At 73.5% G+C, this 23,486-nt stretch carries 18 protein-coding genes; 11 read left to right on the top strand and 7 right to left on the bottom strand.

Features of this window, described 5'->3' with window-relative positions; genetic code table 11:
- Positions 1-76: 76 nt before the first annotated feature.
- Entirely contained in the window at positions 77-1,108 is a 1,032-nt protein-coding gene (locus AB0C04_RS15480) for a hypothetical protein (protein WP_357054048.1), read from the bottom strand.
- A gap of 106 nt (positions 1,109-1,214) precedes the next feature.
- Positions 1,215-2,123, bottom strand: coding sequence for an SPFH domain-containing protein (locus tag AB0C04_RS15485; RefSeq protein WP_357054051.1), 909 nt, complete (start codon positions 2,121-2,123; stop codon positions 1,215-1,217).
- 160 nt (positions 2,124-2,283) lie between these two features.
- On the opposite strand from AB0C04_RS15485, the gene AB0C04_RS15490 reads away from it, so the two are divergent.
- The 10 genes from AB0C04_RS15490 to AB0C04_RS15535 all read left to right on the top strand — a co-directional run bounded on the left by AB0C04_RS15490 (position 2,284) and on the right by AB0C04_RS15535 (position 14,183).
- Complete coding sequence (locus tag AB0C04_RS15490; protein WP_357054054.1) at positions 2,284-2,976, top strand: RraA family protein; 693 nt, start codon at positions 2,284-2,286, stop codon at positions 2,974-2,976.
- Between the two features lie 107 nt (positions 2,977-3,083).
- Positions 3,084-4,217, top strand: coding sequence for an N-acetylmuramoyl-L-alanine amidase (locus AB0C04_RS15495; protein WP_357054057.1), 1,134 nt, complete (start codon positions 3,084-3,086; stop codon positions 4,215-4,217).
- Between the two features lie 128 nt (positions 4,218-4,345).
- A complete protein-coding gene (locus AB0C04_RS15500) occupies positions 4,346-4,759 on the top strand; it encodes a VOC family protein (protein WP_350874886.1) in 414 nt (137 codons plus the stop codon).
- A gap of 98 nt (positions 4,760-4,857) precedes the next feature.
- Complete coding sequence (locus AB0C04_RS15505) at positions 4,858-6,432, top strand: FMN-binding glutamate synthase family protein (protein WP_357054060.1); 1,575 nt, start codon at positions 4,858-4,860, stop codon at positions 6,430-6,432.
- A gap of 62 nt (positions 6,433-6,494) precedes the next feature.
- Positions 6,495-7,022 (top strand): N-acetyltransferase, encoded by a 528-nt coding sequence (locus AB0C04_RS15510; RefSeq protein WP_357054063.1) that lies wholly within the window; start codon positions 6,495-6,497, stop codon positions 7,020-7,022.
- Positions 7,023-7,079: 57 nt separating this feature from the next.
- On the top strand, positions 7,080-7,442 hold the full coding sequence (locus tag AB0C04_RS15515) for a hypothetical protein (RefSeq protein ID WP_357054066.1): 363 nt from the start codon (positions 7,080-7,082) through the stop codon (positions 7,440-7,442).
- A gap of 140 nt (positions 7,443-7,582) precedes the next feature.
- Complete coding sequence (gene dinB, locus AB0C04_RS15520; RefSeq protein ID WP_357054069.1) at positions 7,583-8,770, top strand: DNA polymerase IV; 1,188 nt, start codon at positions 7,583-7,585, stop codon at positions 8,768-8,770.
- Between the two features lie 187 nt (positions 8,771-8,957).
- A complete protein-coding gene (locus AB0C04_RS15525; RefSeq protein WP_357054072.1) occupies positions 8,958-10,814 on the top strand; it encodes a xylan 1,4-beta-xylosidase in 1,857 nt (618 codons plus the stop codon).
- 1 nt (position 10,815) lies between these two features.
- A complete protein-coding gene (locus AB0C04_RS15530) occupies positions 10,816-12,657 on the top strand; it encodes a xylan 1,4-beta-xylosidase (RefSeq protein ID WP_357054075.1) in 1,842 nt (613 codons plus the stop codon).
- Positions 12,654-14,183, top strand: coding sequence for an alpha-amylase family glycosyl hydrolase (locus AB0C04_RS15535; protein ID WP_357054078.1), 1,530 nt, complete (start codon positions 12,654-12,656; stop codon positions 14,181-14,183). The genes AB0C04_RS15530 and AB0C04_RS15535 overlap by 4 nt, the downstream gene beginning before the upstream one ends.
- Before the next feature lie 120 nt (positions 14,184-14,303).
- On the opposite strand, the gene AB0C04_RS15540 is transcribed toward AB0C04_RS15535, so the two are convergent.
- The 5 genes from AB0C04_RS15540 to AB0C04_RS15560 form a co-directional block, all read right to left on the bottom strand.
- Entirely contained in the window at positions 14,304-16,190 is a 1,887-nt protein-coding gene (locus AB0C04_RS15540; RefSeq protein WP_357054081.1) for an ABC transporter ATP-binding protein, read from the bottom strand.
- Between the two features lie 3 nt (positions 16,191-16,193).
- Complete coding sequence (locus tag AB0C04_RS15545; RefSeq protein WP_357054083.1) at positions 16,194-17,123, bottom strand: ABC transporter permease; 930 nt, start codon at positions 17,121-17,123, stop codon at positions 16,194-16,196.
- Positions 17,124-17,154: 31 nt separating this feature from the next.
- Positions 17,155-18,150 (bottom strand): ABC transporter permease, encoded by a 996-nt coding sequence (locus AB0C04_RS15550; RefSeq protein WP_357054086.1) that lies wholly within the window; start codon positions 18,148-18,150, stop codon positions 17,155-17,157.
- 61 nt (positions 18,151-18,211) lie between these two features.
- Positions 18,212-19,885, bottom strand: coding sequence for an ABC transporter substrate-binding protein (locus tag AB0C04_RS15555; protein ID WP_357054089.1), 1,674 nt, complete (start codon positions 19,883-19,885; stop codon positions 18,212-18,214).
- Positions 19,882-20,916, bottom strand: a complete 1,035-nt coding sequence (locus tag AB0C04_RS15560) for a LacI family DNA-binding transcriptional regulator (RefSeq protein ID WP_357054092.1) — start codon at positions 20,914-20,916, stop codon at positions 19,882-19,884. The genes AB0C04_RS15555 and AB0C04_RS15560 overlap by 4 nt, the downstream gene beginning before the upstream one ends.
- A 118-nt stretch (positions 20,917-21,034) precedes the next feature.
- Here AB0C04_RS15560 and AB0C04_RS15565 point away from each other — a divergent pair, with 118 nt between their 5' ends.
- Complete coding sequence (locus AB0C04_RS15565) at positions 21,035-23,485, top strand: beta-galactosidase (RefSeq protein WP_357054095.1); 2,451 nt, start codon at positions 21,035-21,037, stop codon at positions 23,483-23,485.
- The last annotated feature ends 1 nt before the right edge of the window (position 23,486 follow it).

Below are 23,486 nucleotides of genomic sequence, written 5' to 3' on the forward strand. Positions count from 1 at the left end.
GCCCGCGCCGGACAGACGCGCGACGGGGTGGGACCGGTGGTCCCACCCCGTCGCGGCGGTGCTGCGTCAGCGGGTGTCAGCGGCGCTCCGGCCCCGGCTCGACGGGCGGGATGACCATCGTGGCCTCGCTCTCCTCGGCGCTGCGCTGGATGGGCAGGCCCGACGTGCTCACCTGCGGGCCCGCCGGCTCGACGGGCCGGGCGACCACCTGGGTGGCGTCCGCGTCGGCGGGCCGGGTGACCACCTGCGTGCTCTCCGGGTCGGAGCCCTGGGCGACCACCTGCGTCGCGTCCGCCTCGGCGGGCCGGGTCACCACCTGGGTGCTCTCCGGGTCGGAGCCCTGGGCGACCACCTGGGTGGCGTCCGGGTCCGCGGCGGCCGGCTGGGCGGGCGGGGTCTCCCGGTCGCGGCGGCTGGCCTGGTAGGCGCGGGCGTGCGTCGCGATCAGCTGCGACTCCTGCTCGGCCCGGGTCAGCCAGGACTCCCACCGGCGCTGCATCGGCCGAACCAGCCCGCCGCCGACGCCGACCACCAGGATCCCGCCGACGGTGGCCAGCACGGCGATCAGCACCGGAGTGGTCACCGCGGTGGCCACGCCGATCTGGTTGAGCGCGGCGATGACGCCCAGGCCGAGAAGGAAGACGTACGCGATGGTGGCCAGCACCCGGCCGTACGAGAGGCCGCCGAGCGCGCCGGCGATGATGTCCCGCACGGCGTTGGCGATCGCGGCGGCGACCACCACGATGACGATCGCGACGAAGGCACGGGGCAGCCAGGCGATCACGCCGGCGATCAGGTCCGAGACCGGGTTCGGCCCCCAGATGCCGAAGGCCAGCTGAAGGGTGACCAGCAGCAACCCGTAGTAGACGAGTTTGGCGACGATGTCGCTGGCGTCGTACCGGGAGCGGCTCAACGCCCGGCGGATCCCGCCACGCTCGACGGCGCGGTCGAAGCCCACCCGCTCCAGGATCTTGTCAACCAGCTTCAGCGCGGCCTTGGCGATCAGCCATCCGACCACCAGGATCGCCACGAACGCGACGGCCTTGGGCAGGAAGAGCATCACCGAGCGGAGGGCGTCGCCCACCGCGTCGCTGACGTTGTCACTCATTCGGGGTCCTCCACACGGGGCAGCGGGGTCTTCGGCCCCGACCTACCCGGCGCGCACCGGATCTCAAACGCGACACCGACGGTCGCGCCCCGATAGAAGGCGTCGCCTACGCCGCGGCCGGCCGCGGCCCGTCGGTCTCCGCGGCGCTCGCCACACCCTCGGTGAGTGGCCCGAGGTCCGGCCCGGCGGACTGCCCGTCGCCCGGCTCGTCGCCCGGCCCGGCGCCCATCCCGGCGGACGGCCTGCCGTCCGGCAGCCGCGCGAACTGGTCGAAGAAGCGCAGCAGCTCCACCGGGAACGGCATCACCAGGGTGCTGTTCTTCTCGGCCGCCACGTCCACCACCGTCTGGAGCAGCCGCAGCTGGTACGCCCCGGGGGTCGCCGCCATCGCCCGAGACGCGTCCGCGAGCCGGCGCGACGCCTGGAACTCACCGTCCGCGGCGATGACCCGGGCCCGCCGCTCCCGCTCGGCCTCGGCCTGCCGGGACATGGACCGCTTCATCCCCTCGGGCAGCGAGACGTCCTTGACCTCGACCCGCTCGATCAGCAGCCCCCACGGCTTCTCCGTCGGCGCGTCGATGACGGACTTCAGCTCGGCGTTGATCCGGTCCCGGTCGCCGAGCAACGTGTCCAGGTCGGCCTTGCCGATCACCGAGCGCAGCGCGGTCTGTGCCACCTGGAGCACGGCCGACGGGTAGTCGTGCACGTTGACCAGTGCCTTGACCGGGTCGACCACCCGGTAGTAGACGACGGCGTCGACGGTGAGCGTCACGTTGTCGCGGGTGATGGCGCCCTGCGCGGGCACCCCGATCACCGTGGTCTGCATGCTGACCCGCACCAGCCGGTCGGCGACGGGGACGATGAGCTGCAGGCCCGGCTGACGGACGTGCTCGAGCACCCGGCCGAACCGGAAGACGATGCCGCGCTGGTACTGCTGGACCATCCGGACGCTGAGCGCCAGCACGAGCACCACGACGGCGATCACGATGACCACGCCGATCACCACGGCTCCCATGGCACCCCCCGATCCCCGACGATCCTGCATTCCCGGGGCCGGGCATACCCGGTTGTCCGGCCGGCAGTCCAGGTCGGCGGGATTGGATCTGGCCGTCCGCACGCCCGGCGTCCCTACGATGGCGGCCCGCTCGTTCGAGCGTCGAGGTCTGGAGGACGTCATGCTGGAGCGTTTCGCCGATCTGACCACCCCGCTGGTGGCGGACGCCTGCGTACGCCTGGGGGTGCCGTTGCGCGCCGCGCCGCCCGGCGTGGGCTCGGTCGTGCCGGGTCAGCGGATCGCCGGGCGGGTGCTGCCGGCGCGGCACTACGGCAGCGTGGACGTGTTCCTGGAGGCGTTCGGCCACGCCACGCCGGGCGACGTGCTGGTGGTCGACAACGACGGTCGCTCGGACGAGGCCTGCGTGGGCGACCTGGCGGTGCTGGAGGCCGGCGCGGCCGGGGTGGCCGGGTTGGTGGTGTGGGGGCTGCACCGGGACAGCGCGGAGCTGGCCGAGATCGGGCTGCCGGTGTTCAGCTACGGCAGGTGTCCACTCGGGCCGGTGCGGGTGGACGACCGGGAACCGGAGGCGTTGACCACCGCCCGGGTGGGTGGGCATCTGGTGGGCCGCGACGACGTGGTGTTCGGTGACGACGACGGGGTGCTCTTCGTGCCCGCCGAGCGCGTCGAGGAGGTGCTGACGGTCGCGGTCGGCATCCGCCAGGTCGAGCGGGAGCAGGCCGACCGCATCCGCTCCGGCGAGACGCTGCGTCGGCAGACGGCCTTCGACGACTACCTGCTCCGGCGGGCCGGGGATCCGGCGTACACCTTCCGCCGGCATCTGCGGCGCGTTGGTGGCGCGATCGAGGAGTGACCCGGCCGGCATCTAGCGCGGTGACGAGTCTTGGCAATATCCTCCATCTCACGCGCGGCCTCTGGAGCTACTTTTCACCCTGCCGTCCTGGCCGCAGAGGAGATGTCATGCACCTCGACCATTCCGAACTGGACCGCCGTACCCTGCTGCGGGCCGGCCTCGGCGCCGCGACGGTCGCGGTCGTCGGGAGCGAACTCGCCTTCCCGGCCGCCGCTCAGGCGGACCCGGGCGCGGACCTGGACTGGATCTACAGCTGCGACGAGTGGGGGGCGCGCCCGCCGGCCGACCCGCTGTCGGTCAGCGCCATCGCCACCAACAAGATCATCGTGCACCACATGGCCTTCCCGAACGTCACCGACTACTCCGAGGCGCAGGCCATCAAGCTGGCCCGCGACTGCCAGGACCTGCACATGGACGGCAACGGCTGGTCCGATACCGGGCAGCACTTCACCGTCAGCCGCGGCGGCTACGTCATGGAGGGCCGGCGAGGCAGTCTGGAACGGCTGCAGGCCGGCGACCGCCAGATGATCTCGGCGCACTGCCCCGGTGAGAACGGGCGGGCCATCGGGATCGAGAACGAGGGTACCTACGTCACCGAGACCCCGCCGCAGGCGCTGCTGGACTCGCTGGTCAAGCTCTGCGTCACAATCTGCCAGCAGTACGGTCTGCACGCGCACGACATCTTCGGCCACTGGGACTTCCGCAACACGCAGTGCCCGGGCGCCGCCTTCTACCGGCAGTTCCCGACCCTGCGCCGCCGGGTGTTCCAGGCCCTCGACACCGACCTCTCCGACGTGCCGGCCCGGCGCTGGCCGGACCTGTGGCGCTTCGTCAGCTCCCCGGCCGTGCAGGTGGTGCAGTATCTGCTCGCGCACCGCGGCTACACCGTGCCGGTCAACAGCGTCTTCGACGCCGCGACGGTGGCCGCCGTGCAGGACTGGCAGTACCGCAACGGCCTCCCGGTGGACGTCGACGCCACGCTCACCCCGCAGACCTGGGAGACCCTGGCGCCGGAGCTGGACAAGGACGCCACCGGGCTCCCGGTCAGCGCGGTGCAGTTCATCCTCAACATCAAGGGCTACGCCGAGGTCACCGTCACCGGCGAGTACGACTACGTCACCATGAAGGCCGTCAAGGACCTGCAGGCCCTGCACGGCCTGCCCCGCAACGGCAAGGTCACCACCAGCACCTGGTGCGCGATCGTCGGCGGTGTGGTCCGGCAGTCCTTCAAGCGCCGCTGACCCGTGGGCGTAGCCGGCGGGGGAAGCGTCGACGCCCGACGACTCCCCCGCCGAAACGCGCCCCCGGTTCGTTGCCCCACCCCCGCTGCTCTGCGACGATGACGCAGGTCACGACCAAGGAGGGTGCTGTGGCTTCTCGACTCAACCCGTATCTCAACTTCCCCGGCAAGGCCCGCGCGGCGATGGAGTTCTACCACCGGGTCTTCGGTGGCGACCTGCGACTGAACACATTCGGTGAGATCGGCGAGCAGGACCCGGCGCTGGCCGACCAGATCATGCACGCCCAGTTGGAGACCGAACGCGGCTTCACGCTGATGGCCTCGGACCTCCCGCCCGGGATGGAGCACAGCCCGGGCAACAACATCAGCATCAGCCTCAGCGGCGACGACGCCGACGAGCTGCGCGGCTACTGGACGCAGCTCAGCGAGAGCGGCGCGGTGGTGATGCCGCTGGAGAAGCAGATGTGGGGCGATGAGTTCGGGATGTGCACCGACCCGTTCGGCATCGCGTGGATGGTCAACATCTCTCAGCCGCAGGGCTGACCCACGCCCCGCCCTCGGCGACGACCTGGACGCCGCCGGCGCCGCGGTCGCCGGTCGGTGCCTGTTTGCCCCACGCCGATCCCGGAAAGAGTGCGGGGATGAAATGGGCACTTCGAGCGGTACCCCTGGCCGCGGCCGCCGTCGCGGCGCTCGCCGCGCGGGACCTGGTGCAGCGCGATCACGCGCTGCTGCGCAACTTCCCGGTCCTCGGCCGGGCGCGCTACCTGCTGGAGGCGATCGGGCCGGAGCTGCGGCAGTACATCGTGGCCGGCAACAACGAGGAGCGACCGTTCACTCGGGACCAGCGCCGCTGGGTGTACGCCTCGGCGAAGCAGCAGAACAACTACTTCGGCTTCGGCACCGACAACGACATCGAGCACACCCCCGGCTATCCGATCATCAAGCACCGCACCTTCGGCCGGGCCGTACCGCCGTCCGCGCCGGGCGCCGGGCAGGAGGTGCGGCTGCCCAGCGCCAAGGTGCTCGGTGAGGCCCGTGGCCGGGCCCGCGCCTTCCGCCCGCAGTCGGTGGTGAACATCTCCGGGATGAGCTTCGGCTCCCTCTCGGGCAACGCCATCGAGGCGCTCAACCGGGGCGCGGCGCTCGCCGGCTGTATGCAGAACACCGGCGAGGGCGGGCTGTCGCCGTACCACCGTAACGGCGGTGAGCTGGTGTTCCAGATCGGCACGGCGTACTTCGGCTGCCGGGACGAGCGGGGGCGCTTCAGCCTGGACCGGCTCAAGGAGCTGACTGCCGGCGCGCCGGTGCGGGCGTTGGAGATCAAGCTGAGCCAGGGGGCCAAGCCGAGCCTCGGCGGGCTGCTGCCCGCCGCGAAGGTCTCCGCCGAGATCGCCGCGACGCGGGGCATCCCGGCGGGGCGCGACTGCGTCAGCCCGTCCCGGCACGCGGAGTTCACCGACTGCGACAGCCTGCTGGACTGGACCGAGCTGCTCGCCGCCGAGACCGGACTGCCGGTCGGCATCAAGTCGGCGGTCGGCGACCTCGGGTTCTGGCAGGATCTGGCCGGGTTGATGCGGGACACCGGCCGCGGCGTCGACTTCGTCACCGTCGACGGCGGGGAAGGCGGTACGGGCGCCGCGCCACTGATCTTCACCGACTCCGTCTCGCTCCCCTTCCAGCAGGGCTTCCCCCGGATCTACCGGGTCTTCGCCGAGCACGGCCTGCACGAGCAGGTGGTCTTCGTCGGCTCGGGCAAGCTCGGCCTGCCCGACAACGCGATGGTGGCGTTCGCGCTGGGTTGCGACATGGTCAACGTGGGCCGGGAGGCGATGCTCTCGATCGGCTGCATCCAGGCGCAGAAGTGCCACACCGACACCTGCCCCACCGGCGTCGCCACCCAGAACGCCTGGCTGGCCCGAGGCCTGGACCCGGCGCTGAAGTCGGTGCGGGCGGCGCACTACGTCCGGACCCTGCGCCGCGACCTGATGCGGGTCGCCGAGGCGTGCGGGGTCGAGCACCCCGGGCTGGTCGACACGACAGCGGTGGAGATTCTGGACGGCCGCGGCGGCACGATCCCGCTGCACGAGATGTACGGCTACCGCCCCGAATGGGGACTGCCCTCGCCGGCGGACCGCGCGGAGATCGTCCGACTGATGGCCGGGGAGGCACCCCAGGGCGGCAGCGCCCCACCGTCGCCGACGGCGGTCGGCTGAGCCGCGTCCGCGCCGCAGAAAATGGGGAGGCGCCGGTGCGGCGGCGTCCCTATCGTGAGCCGGTGCTGATCAGACGCGAGACCGCCGCCGACGCCGACGCCATCCGGGCGGTACACACCGCCGCCTTCGCCAGCCCCGACGCGCCGGACGCCGTCCCCGTCGAGGCCCCGCTGGTCGACGCGCTCCGCGCCGACGACGGCTGGGTGCCGGCGCTGTCGCTGGTGGCGGTCGACCCCGACGGTCAGGTCGTCGGGCACGTGGTCTGCACCCGGGGGCTGGTGGCCGGACGGCCGGTCGCGCTGGGTCTCGGGCCGCTGGGCGTGCTGCCGCAGTGGCAGCGCCGTGGGGTCGGCTCGGCGCTGATGCACGCCGTGCTCGCCGCGGCGGACGCCCGGGACGAGCCGCTGGTGGTGCTGCTCGGGCACCCCGACTACTACCCGCGCTTCGGGTTCCGGCCCGCCGTCGAGCACGGCGTCGCCCCGCCGGTGCCGCAGTGGGGGCCGCGCTACTTCATGGCCCGCCCGCTCAGCGCCTGGGATCCGACGATCCGGGGCGAGTTCGCGTACGCGTCGCCGTTCAACGACCTCTGACCTTCCGCCCAGTGACCGGAGTGTTGCATTCTGGTTGCCATGGGAGAGGTGCTACCGATGCCCAGCTTCGGTGACCTGTTCGCCGACAGCCGGGGCGAGGACCGGACGATGCGTGTCAGCTACCACCCGGACCGGGATGCCGTGGTGCTGTCGCTCTGGAGCGGCACCGTGTGCCGGGGATCCTTCCGGATGGCCACCGGCGACCTGCCGCGGCTGCTGTCGCTGCTCACCGAGATCGCCGGGGGCGGCGCGGCGGGCACACCGCCCGGCGCCACGCCGCCGGACCGGACCGACCCACGGGTGACGGTGGTGCGCCGCGCCGCGATCCCGCCGACCCGGGCCGCCGACGCGCCCGGTGAGACCGCCGGGCCCGCGCACCGCACCGTGTTGCCGATCGTGCCCGCACCCCGGGTCGCCTGACCGGCAGTACGTCGGCCACCGGGCCCGTTCACCCAGGGGCCACCGGGCCCGGCGGGCCGCCGGGGCGCTGACCGACTGCGGCGTGGGCGCGTTCGGGCAGGTCAGTGCCGACTTCGTCGCGGCCGTGCGAACATATGTTCGTGTCGACCGGGGCCACCATCCTGCACGCCGACCTGGACGCGTTCTACGCCTCGGTCGAGCAGCGGGACTTTCCACGGCTGCGTGGCCGCCCGGTGATCGTCGGCGGCGGAGTGGTGCTCGCCGCCAGCTACGAGGCGAAGGCCCACGGCGTACGCAGCGCGATGGGCGGTCACCAGGCGCGCCGACTCTGCCCCGAGGCGATCGTGGTGCCGCCCCGGATGTCGGCCTACACCGCGGCCAGCCGGGCGGTCTTCGAGATCTTCCGGCAGACCACCCCACTGGTCGAGGGGCTCTCGGTCGACGAGGCGTTCCTCGACGTGGGCGGCCTGCGCCGGCTGGTCGGGCCACCGGCCGACATCGCCGCCCGGCTGCGCCGTGCCGTCCGCGAGCAGGTCGGGCTGCCCATCACGGTAGGGGTGGCCCGGACGAAGTTCCTGGCCAAGGTCGCCAGCGGGGTGGCCAAGCCGGACGGTCTGCTGCTCGTCCCGCCCGACGGCGAGCTGGCCTTCCTGCATCCACTGCCGGTGGAGCGGCTCTGGGGCGTCGGCCCGGTGACGGCGGCGAAGCTGCGCGAGCGGCGGATCCGCACCGTCGGCGAGGTGGCCCGGCTCGGCGAGGCGGCGCTGGTCTCGATGCTCGGCAAGGGCGCGGGTCGGCACCTGCACGCGCTGGCGCACAACCGCGATCCGCGGCCGGTGCAGGTGGGTCGGCGGCGCGGCTCGATGGGCGCGCAGCACGCGCTCGGCCGCGGCCCGCACCCGCCGGCCGAGCTCGACGCCATCCTCGCCGGGCTGGTGGACCGGGTGACCCGGCGGCTACGGGCGGCGGACCGCAGCGGCCGGACGGTGATGCTGCGGCTGCGCTTCGCCGACTACACCCGGGCGACCCGGTCGCACACCCTCGGCAAGGCGACGGACGACACCGGCGTGGTGCTCGGCGCGGCCCGGGCCCTGCTGCGGACGGCGGGTCCGGAGATCGAGCGGCGGGGCGTCACGTTGCTCGGCGTCTCGGTGGGCAACCTGGACGACGCCCCGGTCCAGCCGCCGCTGCCGTTCGACCGCGACCCCGGCGCCGACCTGGACGCGGCCGTCGACGCGGTCCGGGACCGCTTCGGCACGGCGGCGCTCACCCGGGCGGTGCTGCTCGGCCGGGACGCCGGCCCGGACATGCCCCGCCTGCCGGACTGACCGGGCGCTCCAAACGACGTCCGGAAGCGATCAGTTCGGTGTCGAGGCCGGCCGCGGGATGGGCGAAGCCGATGGTCCGAACCGGATCAGGGCAGCCGAAAAAGTGCGGTTCGCGGGGGCGCGATGGGCGCAGAAACCGGTTACAGTGCTCGGACCGGACCCCGTGACACCCCAGGAGGTACCCCCGGTGACGAGCACCAGCGACCACCAGCCGGCCGACGCCCGCACCGACTGGGAGGCGCGGATCGCCCTGCGCAGCGACGAGGAGGGCACGACGGACGGCGCTCCCGACCTCGCGCCGCCCGACGGACTGACCGCGCTCGCCGGGGTCGGTCACGTGCGCCTCTCCTGGTCCCCGGCGCCCGGCGCGGTGGGCTACCTGGTGCACCGCGCGCCGCTGCGCGACGGCGCCCCGGCGTCCGAGCTGACCCCGGTCGACCACCTCGGCGGTGACGTTCTCTCCGTCCCCGGCACCTGGTACGTCGACACCACCGGCGAACCGGGGCAGCCGTACGCGTACGCGGTGGCCGCCGTCCCCGAGGTCACCGTCACCGGCCCGCTCACCGCGCCGGTGACCTGCGCGTCCCGACCCGCCACCGGCGTGACGCCGACCGTCGAGCTGACGGTGGACGCGGCCGCGGCCGGTGCCCCGCTGCCCCGGCCGTGGCAGCCGATGATCGGTAGTGAGCGGCTCTCCCAGCTGCTCTGCACGGACCTCTCCGGCGGCAGGGAGATCGGCGGCGAGCTGCTCGCCGCGCTGCGCCGGGTACGCGACGAGATCGGGGTCGAGACGGTCCGGGCGCACGCGATCCTGCACGACGACCTCGGCGTCTACCGCGAGGTCGACGGCGCGCCGATGATCGACTTCTCCGGCGTCGACCGGGTCTACGACCTGCTGCTCGCCACCGGGCTGCGGCCGGTCGTCGAGATCGGCTTCATGCCGCGCGACCTGGCCAGCGATCCGGAACGGACGGTCTTCCAGTACCGGGGCGTGATCTCCCCGCCGAAGGACTGGGACCGCTGGGCGGAGCTGGTCCGCGCCCTGGTCAGCCACCTGCTCGACCGCTACGGCGAGGAGGTGCTCGGCTGGGACTTCGAGGTGTGGAACGAGGCCAACCTCGAGGTGTTCTGGTCCGGCACCCGCGACGAGTGGATGCGGCTGTACGACGTGACCGCCCGGGCGGTCAAGGACGTCGACCCGCGGATCCCGGTCGGTGGGCCGTCCTCCGCGGCCGCCGGGTGGGTCGACGCGCTGCTCGCCCACGCCCGCCGCTCCGGCGCGCCGGTCGACTTCGTCTCCACGCACACCTACGGCAGCCCGCCGCTGGACCTGCGCCCGACCCTGCGCCGGTTCGGTTTCCCGGACGCGCGGATCCTCTGGACCGAGTGGGGCGTCACCCCCACCCACTTCCACCCGGTCAACGACGGCACCTCGGCGGCCACCTTCCTGCTCACCGGCATGCGCTCGGCCGCCGGCCGGGTCGACGCTCTCTCCTACTGGGTGGCCAGCGACCACTTCGAGGAGCTGGGCCGGCCGCCGCGGCTGCTGCACGGCGGCTTCGGCCTGATCACCGTCGGTGGTCTCGCCAAGCCCCGCTACCACGCGCTGCGGATGCTCAGCCAGCTCGGCGAGACCGAGCTGCCGGTGCGGGCCACCGGCGACGGCGCCGACGGGCTGGTGCAGACCTGGGCCAGCCGGCGGGCGGACGGCAGCCTGGCCATCCTGCTCTGGGCCGCCACGCTCGACCAGTCCAAGCGCGACGGCGACCCGGCACTGGCCCGACAGATCCGCCTCGCCGTCGACGGCGCCGCCGGCCGCACGGTGACCGTGACCCGGCTCGACCGCGAGCACGGCGACATCACCACGCTCGCCGAGCGGCTCGGCGTCGCCGAGTGGCCGGTCGGGGAGCAGTGGGACGCGCTGCGCGCCGCCGACTCGCTGACGGTGGAGAAGGTGGACGTCGTCGCGGACGGCACGGCCGCGGTGCTGGAGCTGCACCTGCCGCAGCCGGGCGCGGTCCTCGTCGAGGTGGCCGGGGTCTGACGTGGCGGCCACCCCGCCGTCGGCGGCGACCTCCGCCACCGGCCCCACCGGGCCGGCCACGCCCCCGGCGGGGTCGGGGCCGACCGCCGGCGGCGGCGTCCGGGTACGGGCCGGCCGGGGACAGGTCGACGTCGACTGGGATCCGGTGCCCGGCACCGCCGGCTACCTGGTGCACCGGGCCGACGGCGACGGCCCGTACCGGGTGGTCGACCATCGCGGCGGCGACCTGCTCGCGGTTCCCGGCCCGCCGTACGCCGACACCACCGTCGAACCCGGACGGACGGTGCGGTACGCGGTGCGGCCGGTGCACGACCCGGACCGGCCCGACGACGGCCCGCTCGGGCCGGCGTCGGCGCCGGTCGCGGCGCGGGCCGACGGCGACGCCCTGGTCGAGGTGGACGTCGACGCGGGCCGCCCGGTCGGTCCGGTGCACCGACCGTGGCGGGATCTGGTCGGCTCCGAGCACCTGAGCCTGCTGCTCTGCCGGGACCGGGTGGGTGGTGAGCCGATGGGCGACGGGCTGGCCGCCGCGCTCGGCCGGGTGCACCGTGAGCTGGGTGTGCGGCGGGTCCGCGCGCACGGCATCCTCGGTGACGACCTGGGCGTCTACCGGGAGGTCGACGGCCGCCCGGTGCACGATTTCAGCGGCATCGACGCGGTGCTGGACGCGCTGGCGCCGACCGGTCTGCGGCCGCTGTTGGAGCTGTCGTTCATGCCCCGGGCGCTGGCCCGCGACCCGTCCCGGGAGGTGACCGCGGCCGGTGTGTCCAGCCCGCCCCGCGACTGGGATCGGTGGGCCGCGCTCGTCGGCGACCTGGTGCGGCACCTGCGGGCCCGGGTCGGCGACGACGAGCTGCGGCGGTGGGCGGTCGAGGTGTGGAACGAGCCGGACCTGGACTGCTTCTGGTCCGGCAGCCGCGAGGACTACCTGCGGATGTACGACGTGACCGCCCGGGCGGTCCGCGAGGCCTGCCCCGGCCTGCCGGTCGGCGGGCCGGCGACCGCCGCGACGAAGTGGATCGAGCCGTTCCTCGACCACGTCGACGCCTCCGGCGCGCCGTTGGATTTCCTCTCCACGCACGTCTACGGCAGCCCGCCGCTGGACCTGCGCCCGGCCCTGGCCCGGCACGGCCGGGCCGACACCCCGCTGCACTGGACCGAGTGGGGCCCCTCCCCCACCCACTTCGCACCGGTGAACGACTCGGTGCTGTCGGCGGCGTTCGTGGCCACCGGGATGTACGAGGCGGCCGGACGGGTGGCGGCGCTGGCCTGCTGGGTGGCGAGCGACCACTTCGAGGAGCTGGGCCGCCCACCCGCGCTGCTGCACGGCGGGTTCGGGCTGCTCTCGGTCGGCAACCTGGCCAAGCCCCGGTACTGGGCGCTGTGGATGCTGGAGCGGCTCGGGCCGGTGCGGTTGGCCGCGCGGCTCGACGGCGACGGCGCCGGCTCGCTCGTGCGGGCCTGGCCGTCGGTCGACCCACAGACCGGGCGGGTCGCGGTGCTGCTCTGGAACGGCACGCTGGACCAGGGCGTGCTGGACCGGCCCGAACAGCGCCGCCGGCTGACCCGCACCGTCCGACTGCGGATCGACGGGCTGACCGCCGGGGCGTATCAGCTGCGGCACCGACGGCTGGACGAGCGCACCTCCAACCTGGCCGCCACGGCGCGCCGGCTCGGCGTCGACGGCTGGCCCACCGCCGAGCAGTGGGCCGGGCTGCGCGCCGCCGACCAGCTCGCCGACGCGGCACCGCCGACGACCCTGACGCCGGACGAGGGTCACCTGGTGCTGCCGATGATCCTGCCCATGCCGGCGCTGTCCCTGGTGGAGCTGACCCCCCGATGACCGGACCATGGTGGCGCGAGGCCGTCACCTACGAGGTGTACCTGCGCTCCTTCGCCGACGCCGACGGCGACGGGCTCGGCGACCTGCCCGGCCTGCGCGCCCGGCTGCCCTACCTGGCCGCCCTCGGCGTGGACGCGGTGTGGGTGACCCCGTTCTATCCCAGCGCCGACCACGACGCGGGCTACGACGTGGTCGACCACCGGGACGTCGACCCCCGGCTGGGTACCCTCGCCGACCTGGACCGGGTGGTCGCCGACGCGCACCGACTCGGCCTGCGGGTGCTGGTCGACCTGGTGCTCAACCACGTCTCCACCGCCCATCCGTGGTTCGTCGCCGCGCGGACCGCCGGCCCGGGGTCGCCGGAGCGCGGCCGGTTCCACGTCCGGCCCGGACGCGGGCCGGGCGGCGACCAGCCGCCGAACAACTGGCCGTCGATCTTCGGCGGCCCGGCGTGGGCGCCGTTCGGCGACGGCGAGTGGTACCTGCACCTCTTCGACATCGAGCAGCCCGACCTGCGCCACGAGCACCCGGAGGTGGCCGCCGACGCGCTGGCCACGCTGCGGTTCTGGCTGGACCGCGGGGTGGACGGGATCCGCTTCGACGCGGCGGGCTCGCTGTCGAAGGACCCCGACTACCCGGCGCTGCCGGCCGGCTGGCGACCCGGCGATGCCGCCCCATACAGCGATCGCGACGAGGTGCACGAGATCTACCGCCGGTGGGCGCGCGAGCTGGCGTCGTACCCGGGCGAACGGCTCGGGGTGGCCGAGACCTGGGGCGGCCCGGAGGTGCTCGCGCCCTACCTGCGCCCGGACGAGCTGGGGCAGGCGTTCGCGATGGACCCGCTCTACTGGCCGCTGCGGGCACAGTCGTGGCGGGACGGGGTGCGGGCGCTGCTGGCCGCCACCACCCGGCACGGCCGGCTACCGACCTGGGTGCACGGCAGCCACGACGTGCGGCGGGCAGCCGAGCGGTGGGGGCCGGACGGTGCCCGTGCGGTGCTGCTGCTGATGCTGGCGCTGCCCGGCGCGGTCTACCTCTACGCGGGCGACGAGCTGGGCCTGCCCGAGGTGACGCTGGCCGACGAGGCGATCCGGGATCCGGTGTACCGGCGCTCCGGCGGCGCCGACCGGGGCCGCGACGGCGCCCGGGTGCCCCTGCCGTGGACCGAGGGACCGCCGCCGTACGGTTTCGGCCCGGCCGGTTCGACGCCCTGGCTGCCCCAGCCGGCCGGCTGGGGCGCCCGTTCGGTGGCCGGCCAGCGCCACGACCGGACCTCCGCGCTGGCCCTGACCCGCGCGGCGTTGTCGCTGCGCGGGACCTGGTGGCACGGCCGGCCGGCGGCGTTGACCTGGCGGGACGCCCCGGCCGGATGTCTCGCCTTCCGGCGCGGGCCGGACGGGCCGACCTGCCTGGTGAACCTGGGTGAGGCGCCGGTGGACTGGCGTCCGTACGGGGACCGGGTGCTGCTGGCCAGCGCCGCCGCCGAGGAGACGCTGCCCGTCCGGGCGACCGCCTGGCTGGTTTGAGGCGACCGCCTGGCTGGTTTGACCGGCCTCGGCCGGCCCGGCCGGGCCCCCGGCCGGACCTCCCCCGTCGCGCGTGAGGGCCGGCCGGGGTGCCCGGTCACGCCGACGGGGCGTGCAGGCTCACGCCGACGGGGTGGTCTCCCGGCCGGCGGTGTCGGCGAACGGGTTGGGGATCGAGTCGAGCAGCAGCCGGGTGTAGGGGTCGCGGGCCGACCCGATCACCTCCCGGGTCGGACCGCGCTCCACCAGCACGCCCTGGTTGAGCACCAGCACCTCGTCGGCGAGCAGCCGGGCGCTGAGCAGGTCGTGGGTGATGTAGAGCATCGCCAGCCGGCGGTCCTGGACCAGCGCGCCGAGCAGCTCCAGGATCTCGGCGCGGATCGACACGTCCAGCATGGAGATCGGCTCGTCGGCGATCAGCACCCGCGGCTCGGGCGCCAGCGCCCGGGCGGTGACCACCCGCTGCCGTTGGCCGCCGGAGAGCTGGTGCGGCAGCTTGTCGAGGAACTGCCCGGCAGGGGCGAGGCCCACGCTCTCCAGCAGTTGGGCGGCCCGTTCGCGGGCCGCGTCACCGCGCAGCCCGGCGAAGTTGGCCAGCGGCCGGGACAAGGCGTACCCGACGGTGCGGGTGGGGTTCAGGGCGCTGAACGGGTCCTGGAAGACCATCTGCACGTGCCGGCGGTAGTCGCGCAGGGCCCGGCCGCGCAGCCGGTCGACCCGGAGCTCGCCGCCGCCGTCGCCGGTGAACCGGACCTCGCCGCTGCTCGGGCGTTCCACCCCGGTGACGATCCGGGCGAGCGTCGACTTGCCGCTGCCGCTCTGCCCGACCAGGGCGGTCACCGCGCCGGGGCGCAGCGCGAGGGACACGTCCCGGACCGCCTCGACGGTGCTGCCGCGCAGCCCGTGTCGGCTGGTGTAGCGCTTGGACACCCGCTCGACCCGGAGGACGGCGTCGTCGGGCGCGTCGGTGCGCGGGGTCGGCGTGCCGGTGGCCGGGAAGTGGCTGCCGAGGGTGGCCGCCGCGTCGGGGGTGCCGAGGGTGACCACCGGCAGTCGGTCGTCCTGGGCGACCAGGCAGCGGACCAGCCCGCCGTGGTCGGGAAGCAGCTCCGGGTGGGCCGTGTGGCAGGCGTCCTCGGCGTGCGGGCAGCGCGGGGTGAAGAGGCAGCCGGAGTGCGTACGGGACAGATCCGGCGGCCGGCCCGGGATGTAGGTGACCCGCACGTCGGGCAGTCGCGGGTCGGCGTACGAGCCGAGCAGGCCGCGGGTGTACGGGTGCCGGGGCTCGCGCAGCATGTCGGCGGCGGCGCGGTCCTCGACGATCTCGCCGCCGTACATCACCATCACCCGGTCGGCCATGTCGAGCACGGTGCCGAGGTCGTGGCTGATGAACAGCACGGCGAAGCCCAGCTCGCGGCGCAGCTCGGCCAGGCGGGTGAGGATGCCGCGCTGCACCACCACGTCGAGGCCGGTGGTCGGCTCGTCCAGCAGCACCAGCTTGGGGCGCAGGGCGAGGGCGAGGGCCAGCGCCACCCGCTGCTTCATCCCCCCGGAGAGCTCGTGCGGGTACGCGCGCAGCACCCGCCGGTCCAGTGAGACCAGCTCGAGCAGCTCGGTCGCCCGCTCGGTGACGTCGCCGGGCACCTTGTGCGCGGCGAAGGTGTCGGCGAACTGGGCCTGTACCCGGATCACCGGGTTGAGCGAGTTCATGCTGCTCTGGAAGACGGTGGAGAGGTCGACCCAGCGCAGCCGGCGCAGCTGCTCCTCATCGGCGGCGGTCAGGTCGACGCCGTCGAAGGTGACCCGGCCGCCGGTGATCCGGGCCGGTGGGGAGAGCAGTCGCAGCACCGCGTTGCCCAGGGTGGACTTGCCGCAGCCGGACTCGCCGAGCAGGCCGACGAACTCGCCCTCGGCGATGCGGAACGAGACGTCGTGCACGGCCCGGTTCGGCGGCTGGTCGTGCGGGGTGTAGGTGACGGAGAGGTGGTCCACCTCGAGCAGGGTCATCTCTCAGTCCTCCCGCAGGTGGGGGTTGCTCAGCGCGTCGATGCCGAAGTTGATCAACGTGAACGAGGTGATCAGGAGGGAGAGCGCCAGGCCCGGGGCGATCAGCCAGGCCCACTGGCCGGTGAGCAGCGCGCCGCCCAGGCTGGCCTGGTTGAGCATGGTCCCCCAGCTGACGGTCTGCGGGTCGCCGAGCCCGAGGAAGGCCAACCCCGCCTCGCCGCCGATCGCGCCGAGCGCCGCGCCCATGAAGCCGACCACGATCAGCGAGGTCATGTTGGGCACGATCTCCCGGGCGATGATCCGGAAGGTGCCGTCGCCGGCGAACCGGGCCGCGGTGATGTAGTCGCGGGTGCGCAGGGTGATGATCTGCGATCGCTTGATCCGGGCGCCGTACGCCCAGCCGGTCACGCTGATCACGAAGATGATCAGCCAGAGGCCGCGGACCGGGGCGTACGCGGCGAGGGTCACCATCAGCGGCAGCGCCGGCACGACCAGACCGAGGTTGATCAGGAACGACAGCACCTCGTCGACCCAGCCGCCCAGGTAGCCCGCGGTCAGCCCGATCACCAGCCCGATCAGGGTGCAGAGCAGGCCGGCTGCGAGGCCGACGACCAGCGAGGTGCGGGCGCCGACGACCAGTTGGGAGAAGACGTCCTCGCCCTGGGCGGTGGTGCCCAGCCAGTGGCTGCCGGTCGGGCCGAGCGAGGTGGGGAAGGCGTCCTCGCGCGGGTCGTACGGCGCGATGACCGGCGCGAGGGCGGCGACCAGGATGAACGCGGCGAGCATCAGCAGGCCGATGCGGCACTTGCGGTTGCGCCAGAGGATGACGAACCAGCCGGGCAGCCGACTGCCGCGGGACAGCTCACGGGCGGTGGCCTGGACACCTTCGCTGTCCCGGCCGGGCGCCGGTACGGCGGGAGCGGGGGTGCTCACGCGACCCCACCCCGCTCGTCGTGGTCGTTGCTCATACCGACTCCGCCTTTCGCACCCGGGGGTCGAGGAAGCCGTACAGGAGGTCGGCGAGGAAGTTCGCCACCAGCACGCCGATCGTGGTGAACAGGAAGATCGCCTGCATCAGCGGATAGTCCCGGCTGGACACCGACTCCAGCAGCAGCCGCCCCATGCCCGGGTAGTTGAAGACCGTCTCGACCAGCACCGTGCCGCCGAGGATGCTGCCCAGCGCGATGGCGAAGCCGGTGACGTTGGGCAGGATCGCAATGCGCGCGCCGTAGGTGATGGCGACCCGGCGGCGGGGCAGGCCGCGGGCGACGGCGAGCCGGGTGTGGTCCTCGCCCAGACTCTGCACCATGTTGTTGCGCATGCCGATGATCCAGCCGATCGGGCCCGTGATCAGCAGCGCGACCGCGGGCAGGACGCTGTGCTGGAAGGCGTCGGAGATGAAGATCCAGCTCCAACCGGGTGAGCTTCCGCCGCCGTAGCCGCCGCGTTCGGGGAACCAGCGCAGGGTGATCGCGAAGACGTAGATGAGCAGCAGAGCGAGCCAGAAGAACGGCAGGGTGCCGAGGAACGTCGAGCCGAGCGTGATGACCGAGTCCACCCGGCTGTTGCGGCGGTACGCGGCCCAGGTGCCGAGCAGCGTGCCGACGATGAACGAGATGATCTGGGTGACCCCGACCAGGATCACCGTCCACGGCAGCGCCTGTCCGATCATGTGGGTCACGCTGTACGGGAAGTAGGTGTAGGACACCCCGAAGTCGCCGTGCGCCACCGCGCCGAGGTACTGCACGTACTGCTCGAAGAGGTTGCCGTCGGGGGTGCCCAGCATGACCCGGATCGCCTGGAGCTGGGCCGGATCGATGCTCTCGCTCTGCCCGGCCAGCCGGGACACGATGGCCTCGGCGGGGTCGCCGGGCTGCAACCGGGGGATCAGGAAGTTGAGCGTCACGGCGGCCCACAGGGTGCCGAGGAAGAACAGGAGGCGTCGGGCGAAGTAGGCCACGGCGAGCCATCCCCTCTCCGGGACGGGCCGGCCGGCGCGCGGGGCGCCGGCCGGCCATCGGCTACTTGGCGTCGGCCCCGGCGGGCTGCAGGTTGGTGATGATCAGCAGGTTGTCGCTGGGCGCGGCGTACGGGTTCTCCTCGTTCGGCCAGCCGATCGCCTTCGCGGTCCGGTACTGGAACCACTTTGCGCCGTACCAGAGCGGGATCACCGGCGCCTGGTCGATCATGACCTTGGTCAGGTCGGCGACGGCGGCCTTCTGGGCCGCCTCGTCGGTCGCGGTGCGCAGGGTGTCGATCAGCTGGTCGCTGCGCGGGTCCTCCCAGCGCACGAAGTTGCTGACCGCCTTCTTGCCGATCGGCGCCGACTGGTCGCTGGCCAGCGGCTCCTGGAAGTTGCGGAACATGTTGCAGCTGCCGCCGTGCACGCCGAGCAGCATGTCGTAGTTGCCGATCGCCCGGTCGTTCTCGTACGCCTCGGGGGTGGGCGTCTCGGCCCGGACGGTGAAGCCGAGCGCGGTCAGGTTCGCCACGATGATCCGCTGCGCCTGCACCCAGTCGGTCCACGAGCCGGGCACCCGGAAGCTGAACCCGATCGGCTTGCCGTCCTTGCCGACCCGCTTGCCGTCACCGTTGCGCGGGTAGCCGGCAGCGGTCAGGTCGGCGTCGGCCTTGGCCGCGTCATAGCCGACCACGCCCTGGTTGGGGATGTCCGTGGGCAACCACTTCGCCTGCCCGGGCACCACCAGCCCGCTCTGGCTCGCCGGCTTGACGTAGCCGAGCTGCGCCTTGTCGACGATCTCCTGGCGGTTGAAGGCGGGCACCAGGGCCTTGCGGAAGGCGGTGTCGTCGAACGGCGCCTTGGTGAGGTTCATGTAGACGCTGATCGAGCCGCCGGAGGGGTACCAGTACTTGTTGTGCGCCGGGTCGCGGTCGACGTACGCCTTCTTGATGTCCGGCACGAACATCGCGTTGGTGTCGTACTCGCCGCGGCTGAGCTTCAGCTGGTCGATCTGCCCGCCACCGTCGGCCTTGTGGAACCGGAGCTCGTCGACCTTGACCTTGTCGGCCTGCCAGTAGTCGGCGTTGCGGCCCAGCGTCAGCTGCTGCGGGTTGAACGCCTTGACGGTGAACGGTCCGGTGCCGACCGGCTTCTCTGCGTTGGTGAAGGTCACCGGGTCGCTCTGGGTGGACCAGACGTGCTTCGGCACGATCTTGATCTCGCTGAACAGGGTGAACGCCGCCGCACCGGGCTGGGCGAACCGCATGGTGACGGTCTGCGGGTCGCTCGCCTCGACGGCGCTCAGGTAACGCCAGATGCCCTTGACGTCCAACGCCTTGTGCTGCTTGAGCATGTCGAAGGTGAAGGTGACGTCGTCGGCGGTGAACGGCTTGCCGTCGTTCCACTTCACCCCGTCGCGCAGCTTCCAGACCAGCGTCTGCGGGTCGGACCACGTCCACTCGGTGGCCAGCCAGGGCTTTGCCTGGCAGCCGTAGTTGTCGTAGGCGACCAACTGCTCGAAGAGGTACTCGGTGGCGCCGAGCCGGCTGGCGTCCAGGTAGGGGTTGTAGTTGGCCTGGGGGTTGCTGCCGCCGCCGAAGTCACCGTAGTCGAGATAGGCGATCCGGCCCGCGGTGCCGGGGCCGGAGGCCTGTTCGGTTCCGGTGCAGCCGCTGGCGACGAGGGCGACGACCGCCGCGACCGCGGCGATCCGGGCGAGCTTCGATCGTTTCACTTGCCGGTACCTCCAGTGGGGGCTTCCGCCGGGCAGCCGCAGCTGCGGCGCACGACGAAATCGGTGGGGAGGACGATGCTGTCGGGTGCCGGGGCGCCGGGGGCGTCGACGGCGGCGAGGATGAGCCGGGCGGCCTCCGCGGCCAGGTCGCGCACCGGCTGCCGCACGGTGGTGAGCGGGGGTGAGACGAGCGCGGCCATGGGCGCGTCGTCGAAGCCGGTGATGACGACGTCCTCCGGTACGCGCAGGCCACGGCCGAGCGCGCCGACCAGGGCGCCGAGGGCGATCTCGTCGTTGGCGCAGACCACCGCCTGCGGGACGGTCGCCGGGTCGCGGAACAGCTGCTCGGCGGCGAGCACGCCGTCCGGCTGCTGCATGGCGACCCGCAGTGGTTCGGCGGGCGGGGTGAGGTCCAGCTCCCGGTGCGCGGCCCGGAAGCCGGCCCACCGGTCGCTGATGTCGGGGGATCCGTCCGGGTTGCCGACGAAGCTCAGGCGGCGCAGGCCGTGGTCGACCAGCAGGTGCCGGGTCAGCCGGGTCATCGCCGGCTCGTTGTCGACGCTGACCGAGGGCACCGTCTCGGGGCCCCGGCCGGCGAGCACGACGACCGGCACCATCTCGGCGAGGCGCAGCAGCGCCGGGTCGGAGATGGTGCCGCCGATGACGGCGACGCCGTCGACCCGGCGGGCCATCTCCAGCACCTGGTCGTCGGAGTCCTCGCGCAGATGGGTGCAGAGAATGTGCACGCTGGCTCTGGCCGGCACGGCCTCCGACTCGAAGCCCTGGATCAGCTCGGTGAAGTAGGGGCCGGACAGACCCGGGAAGACCAGTCCGAGCGCGCCGTGCCGGCGGGCCGCGAGCGCCCGGCCGAGGTGGTCCGGCCGGTAGCCGTGCTGCTCGATGGCTTCCAGGACGCGGCGGCGCATCTCCTCCGACACCTGACCGGTGCCGTTGGAGACCCGGGACACCGTGGCGACGGAGACGCCGGCCAGCCGGGCGATCTCCCGAACCGTGACCCGACTGTTGCCCATGGCTCCCTCGATCCGTAACGTGCGGTTAACAGAAACCGGTTTCAGGCACCATAAGCAGGCGTCCGCCAGATCACAAGAGGACCGCCTGAAGATCCGCCGAGAGGAAGAGTCGAACCGCATGTCGCGAGTGCTTCTCCACGACCGCAGGATCGTCGTCGACGGCCGGCCCCGGCTGCTGCTCGCCGGGGAGGTGCACTACTTCCGGCTGCCCCGCTCGGCCTGGGCCGACCGGCTCGACCGGCTCCGCGAGTGCGGCGGCGACACGGTGGCCACCTACGTGCCCTGGCTCTGGCACGAGCTGCCGGACGGCGACGTGGACCTCACCGGGCGCACCCACGAACAGCGGGACCTGGCCGGCTTCCTGGACCTGGCCCACGAGCGCGGCCTCTACGCGGTGGTGCGGCCCGGCCCGTTCATCATGGCCGAGGTCAAGAACGAGGGCATCCCCTACCGGGTGTACGACGAGCACCCGCACCTGCTGCCGACCACCTGGGACAACCGAACCGTCGAGACCCGGACCATCGACTACCTGGCCCCGGAGTTCCTGGCCGCCACCGACGGCTGGTACGCCGAGGTGATGCCGGTGATCGCCGAGCGGCTGGCCGACCGGGGCGGGCCGGTGATCGCGGTCCAGTTGGACAACGAGATCGGCATGCTCTCCTGGGTGACCAACTCCCCCGACCTGACCGACGGGCTCTGCGAGGACCTGCGACGCTGGGCCGTCGACAGGTACGGCAAGGACGGCGCGGCGCAGCGGATCGGCGCGGACCCGGGCGACCCGGTGGCCTGGGCGGCGGCCCTGCGCACGCCCGCCGAGCCACGCTCCCTGCCCGTGCACGACGACCTCGGCCGCTACATGCGCGACCGCTACCGGCGGTACGTGGCCGAACTGCGCGACGCCGCCGAGCGGCACGGCGTGACCGGGGTGCCGTTCCTGATCAACGTGCACGGCACCGGGGGCGGGCGGGGCCGCACCTTCCCGATCGGCATCAGCCAGCTCTTCGAGGCCTACCGCGGGCAGCCGCAGGTCACCTCCGGCTCCGACTACTACCTCGGGGACCTGACCGTCACCAACGTCGCCGACCTGTACGTCGGCAACGCTTTCCTGGCCGCCGTGCACGACGCCGACCAGCCGCTGACATCGCTGGAGTTCGAGGCCGGCAACGGCGACTACGGCCAGGACCTCTCCATGCTCTACCCGCCGGAGGCGGTCGAGCTCAAGGCACGGCTCTGCGTGGCACAGGGCAACCGGCTGCTCAACCTCTACCTCTTCGCCGGCGGCTACAACCCGCCGTTGGCCGAACCGGTGGGCGACGGCAACGACCGGATCGCCTTCACCGGTGAGCGGCACGGCTTCGCCGCGCCGATCGACCCGGAGGGGCGGCTCAACCCGACCTTCGACGCGGCCCGGCGCGCGTTGCACGCGTTCCGTGGGGTCGCCGACCTGCTCGCCGACTCCGACGAGGAGGACGACGGATTGGCGCTCGGCTTCGTGCCGGACCACTACCTCACCGAGTACCACCACCCGGCGTCGGCATCGCGGGCCGAGCAGATCGCCGATCTGGAACGGTTCCGCGGCATGGGCCCCCGCGACGTGCTGGCCCGGGCGCTGCTGCTCGCCGGCTTCTCCTTCCCGGCCGTCGACCTCTCCGCCGCCGGCGTCGACCACCCTGCGGCCGGGGGTGACCTCTCCGCAGCCGGGGCGGCCGGCGCGCCGCCGGTGATCGCCCTGGCCAGCGCCGCGACGCTGGGCCGGGACGTGCAGCGGCGACTGGTCGAGCACCTGCGCCGCGGCGGCGGCCTGCTGCTGCACGGGGTGCTGCCGGAGCGGGACCACGACGGCAGCCCCTGCACGGTGCTCGCCGACGCGCTCGGGCTCAGCGTCACCGGACGGTCCGAGGGCGGGCCGCACCACTTCCCCTCCGTGGTCGGGCACGGCTGGGCGGCCGGTCGGGCGGAGGCCCGGGTCGGCTACGCACAGCGGTTGGCCGGCGCGACGGCCGAGCCGGTGCTCACCGAGGTCGCCTCCGGGGAGCCGTGCGCTGTCGAGGTCACCGTCGGCGCCGGCCGCGCCCTGGTGGTCGCCGCCGACGTGCCGTGCGACCTGGACTTCTGGCGGGCGGCGGCGGCCCGGCTCGGGGTACACCCCCGGCTCGCCCCGGACGCCGACGGGCCGGGTCTGGTGCTCACCTCCACCGTGGACCGGGCCGGGCAGCGGCTGCTGCACCTGATCAACGTCGCGCCGTCGCCGGTCACGGTGGCGCTGGGCTGGCACGGCACGCCGGTACTCGCCGGCCGCCGGCTGCGGGTGCCCGCCCGCACCGGGCTGATCCTGCCGTACGGGATCCGGGTCGGCGCCGCCACGCTGGTCGAGACGACCTGCGAGCTGGTCGCCCTCGACGGCGCCACGGTGCTGCTGCGCCCGACCCAGGGCGACGACGAGGTGGTGCTGGCCACCGACCGCCCGGTCAGCGCGAGCCGCGGCACGGTGCACGTCGGCGACGGTCGGGTGACCGTCCGGCTGCCCGGCGGGCCCGACGAGGGGCCGGTCCGGATCAGCATGGGCTGAC

It is taken from the genome of Micromonospora sp. NPDC048909 (assembly GCF_040649635.1).
Taxonomy (GTDB): Bacteria; Actinomycetota; Actinomycetes; order Mycobacteriales; family Micromonosporaceae; genus Micromonospora.

What these genes read in the sequence shown, in the direction of transcription:
- AB0C04_RS15495 (WP_357054057.1), top strand. Translation starts at nt 3,084, where the DNA reads ATGCACCTCGACCATTCCGAACTGGACCGCCGTACCCTGCTGCGGGCC.
- AB0C04_RS15485 (WP_357054051.1), bottom strand. Translation starts at nt 2,123, where the DNA reads ATGGGAGCCGTGGTGATCGGCGTGGTCATCGTGATCGCCGTCGTGGTG.
- AB0C04_RS15480 (WP_357054048.1), bottom strand. Translation starts at nt 1,108, where the DNA reads ATGAGTGACAACGTCAGCGACGCGGTGGGCGACGCCCTCCGCTCGGTG.
- AB0C04_RS15560 (WP_357054092.1), bottom strand. Translation starts at nt 20,916, where the DNA reads ATGGGCAACAGTCGGGTCACGGTTCGGGAGATCGCCCGGCTGGCCGGC.
- AB0C04_RS15490 (WP_357054054.1), top strand. Translation starts at nt 2,284, where the DNA reads ATGCTGGAGCGTTTCGCCGATCTGACCACCCCGCTGGTGGCGGACGCC.
- AB0C04_RS15515 (WP_357054066.1), top strand. Translation starts at nt 7,080, where the DNA reads ATGCCCAGCTTCGGTGACCTGTTCGCCGACAGCCGGGGCGAGGACCGG.
- AB0C04_RS15535 (WP_357054078.1), top strand. Translation starts at nt 12,654, where the DNA reads ATGACCGGACCATGGTGGCGCGAGGCCGTCACCTACGAGGTGTACCTG.
- AB0C04_RS15565 (WP_357054095.1), top strand. Translation starts at nt 21,035, where the DNA reads ATGTCGCGAGTGCTTCTCCACGACCGCAGGATCGTCGTCGACGGCCGG.
- AB0C04_RS15540 (WP_357054081.1), bottom strand. Translation starts at nt 16,190, where the DNA reads ATGACCCTGCTCGAGGTGGACCACCTCTCCGTCACCTACACCCCGCAC.
- AB0C04_RS15505 (WP_357054060.1), top strand. Translation starts at nt 4,858, where the DNA reads ATGAAATGGGCACTTCGAGCGGTACCCCTGGCCGCGGCCGCCGTCGCG.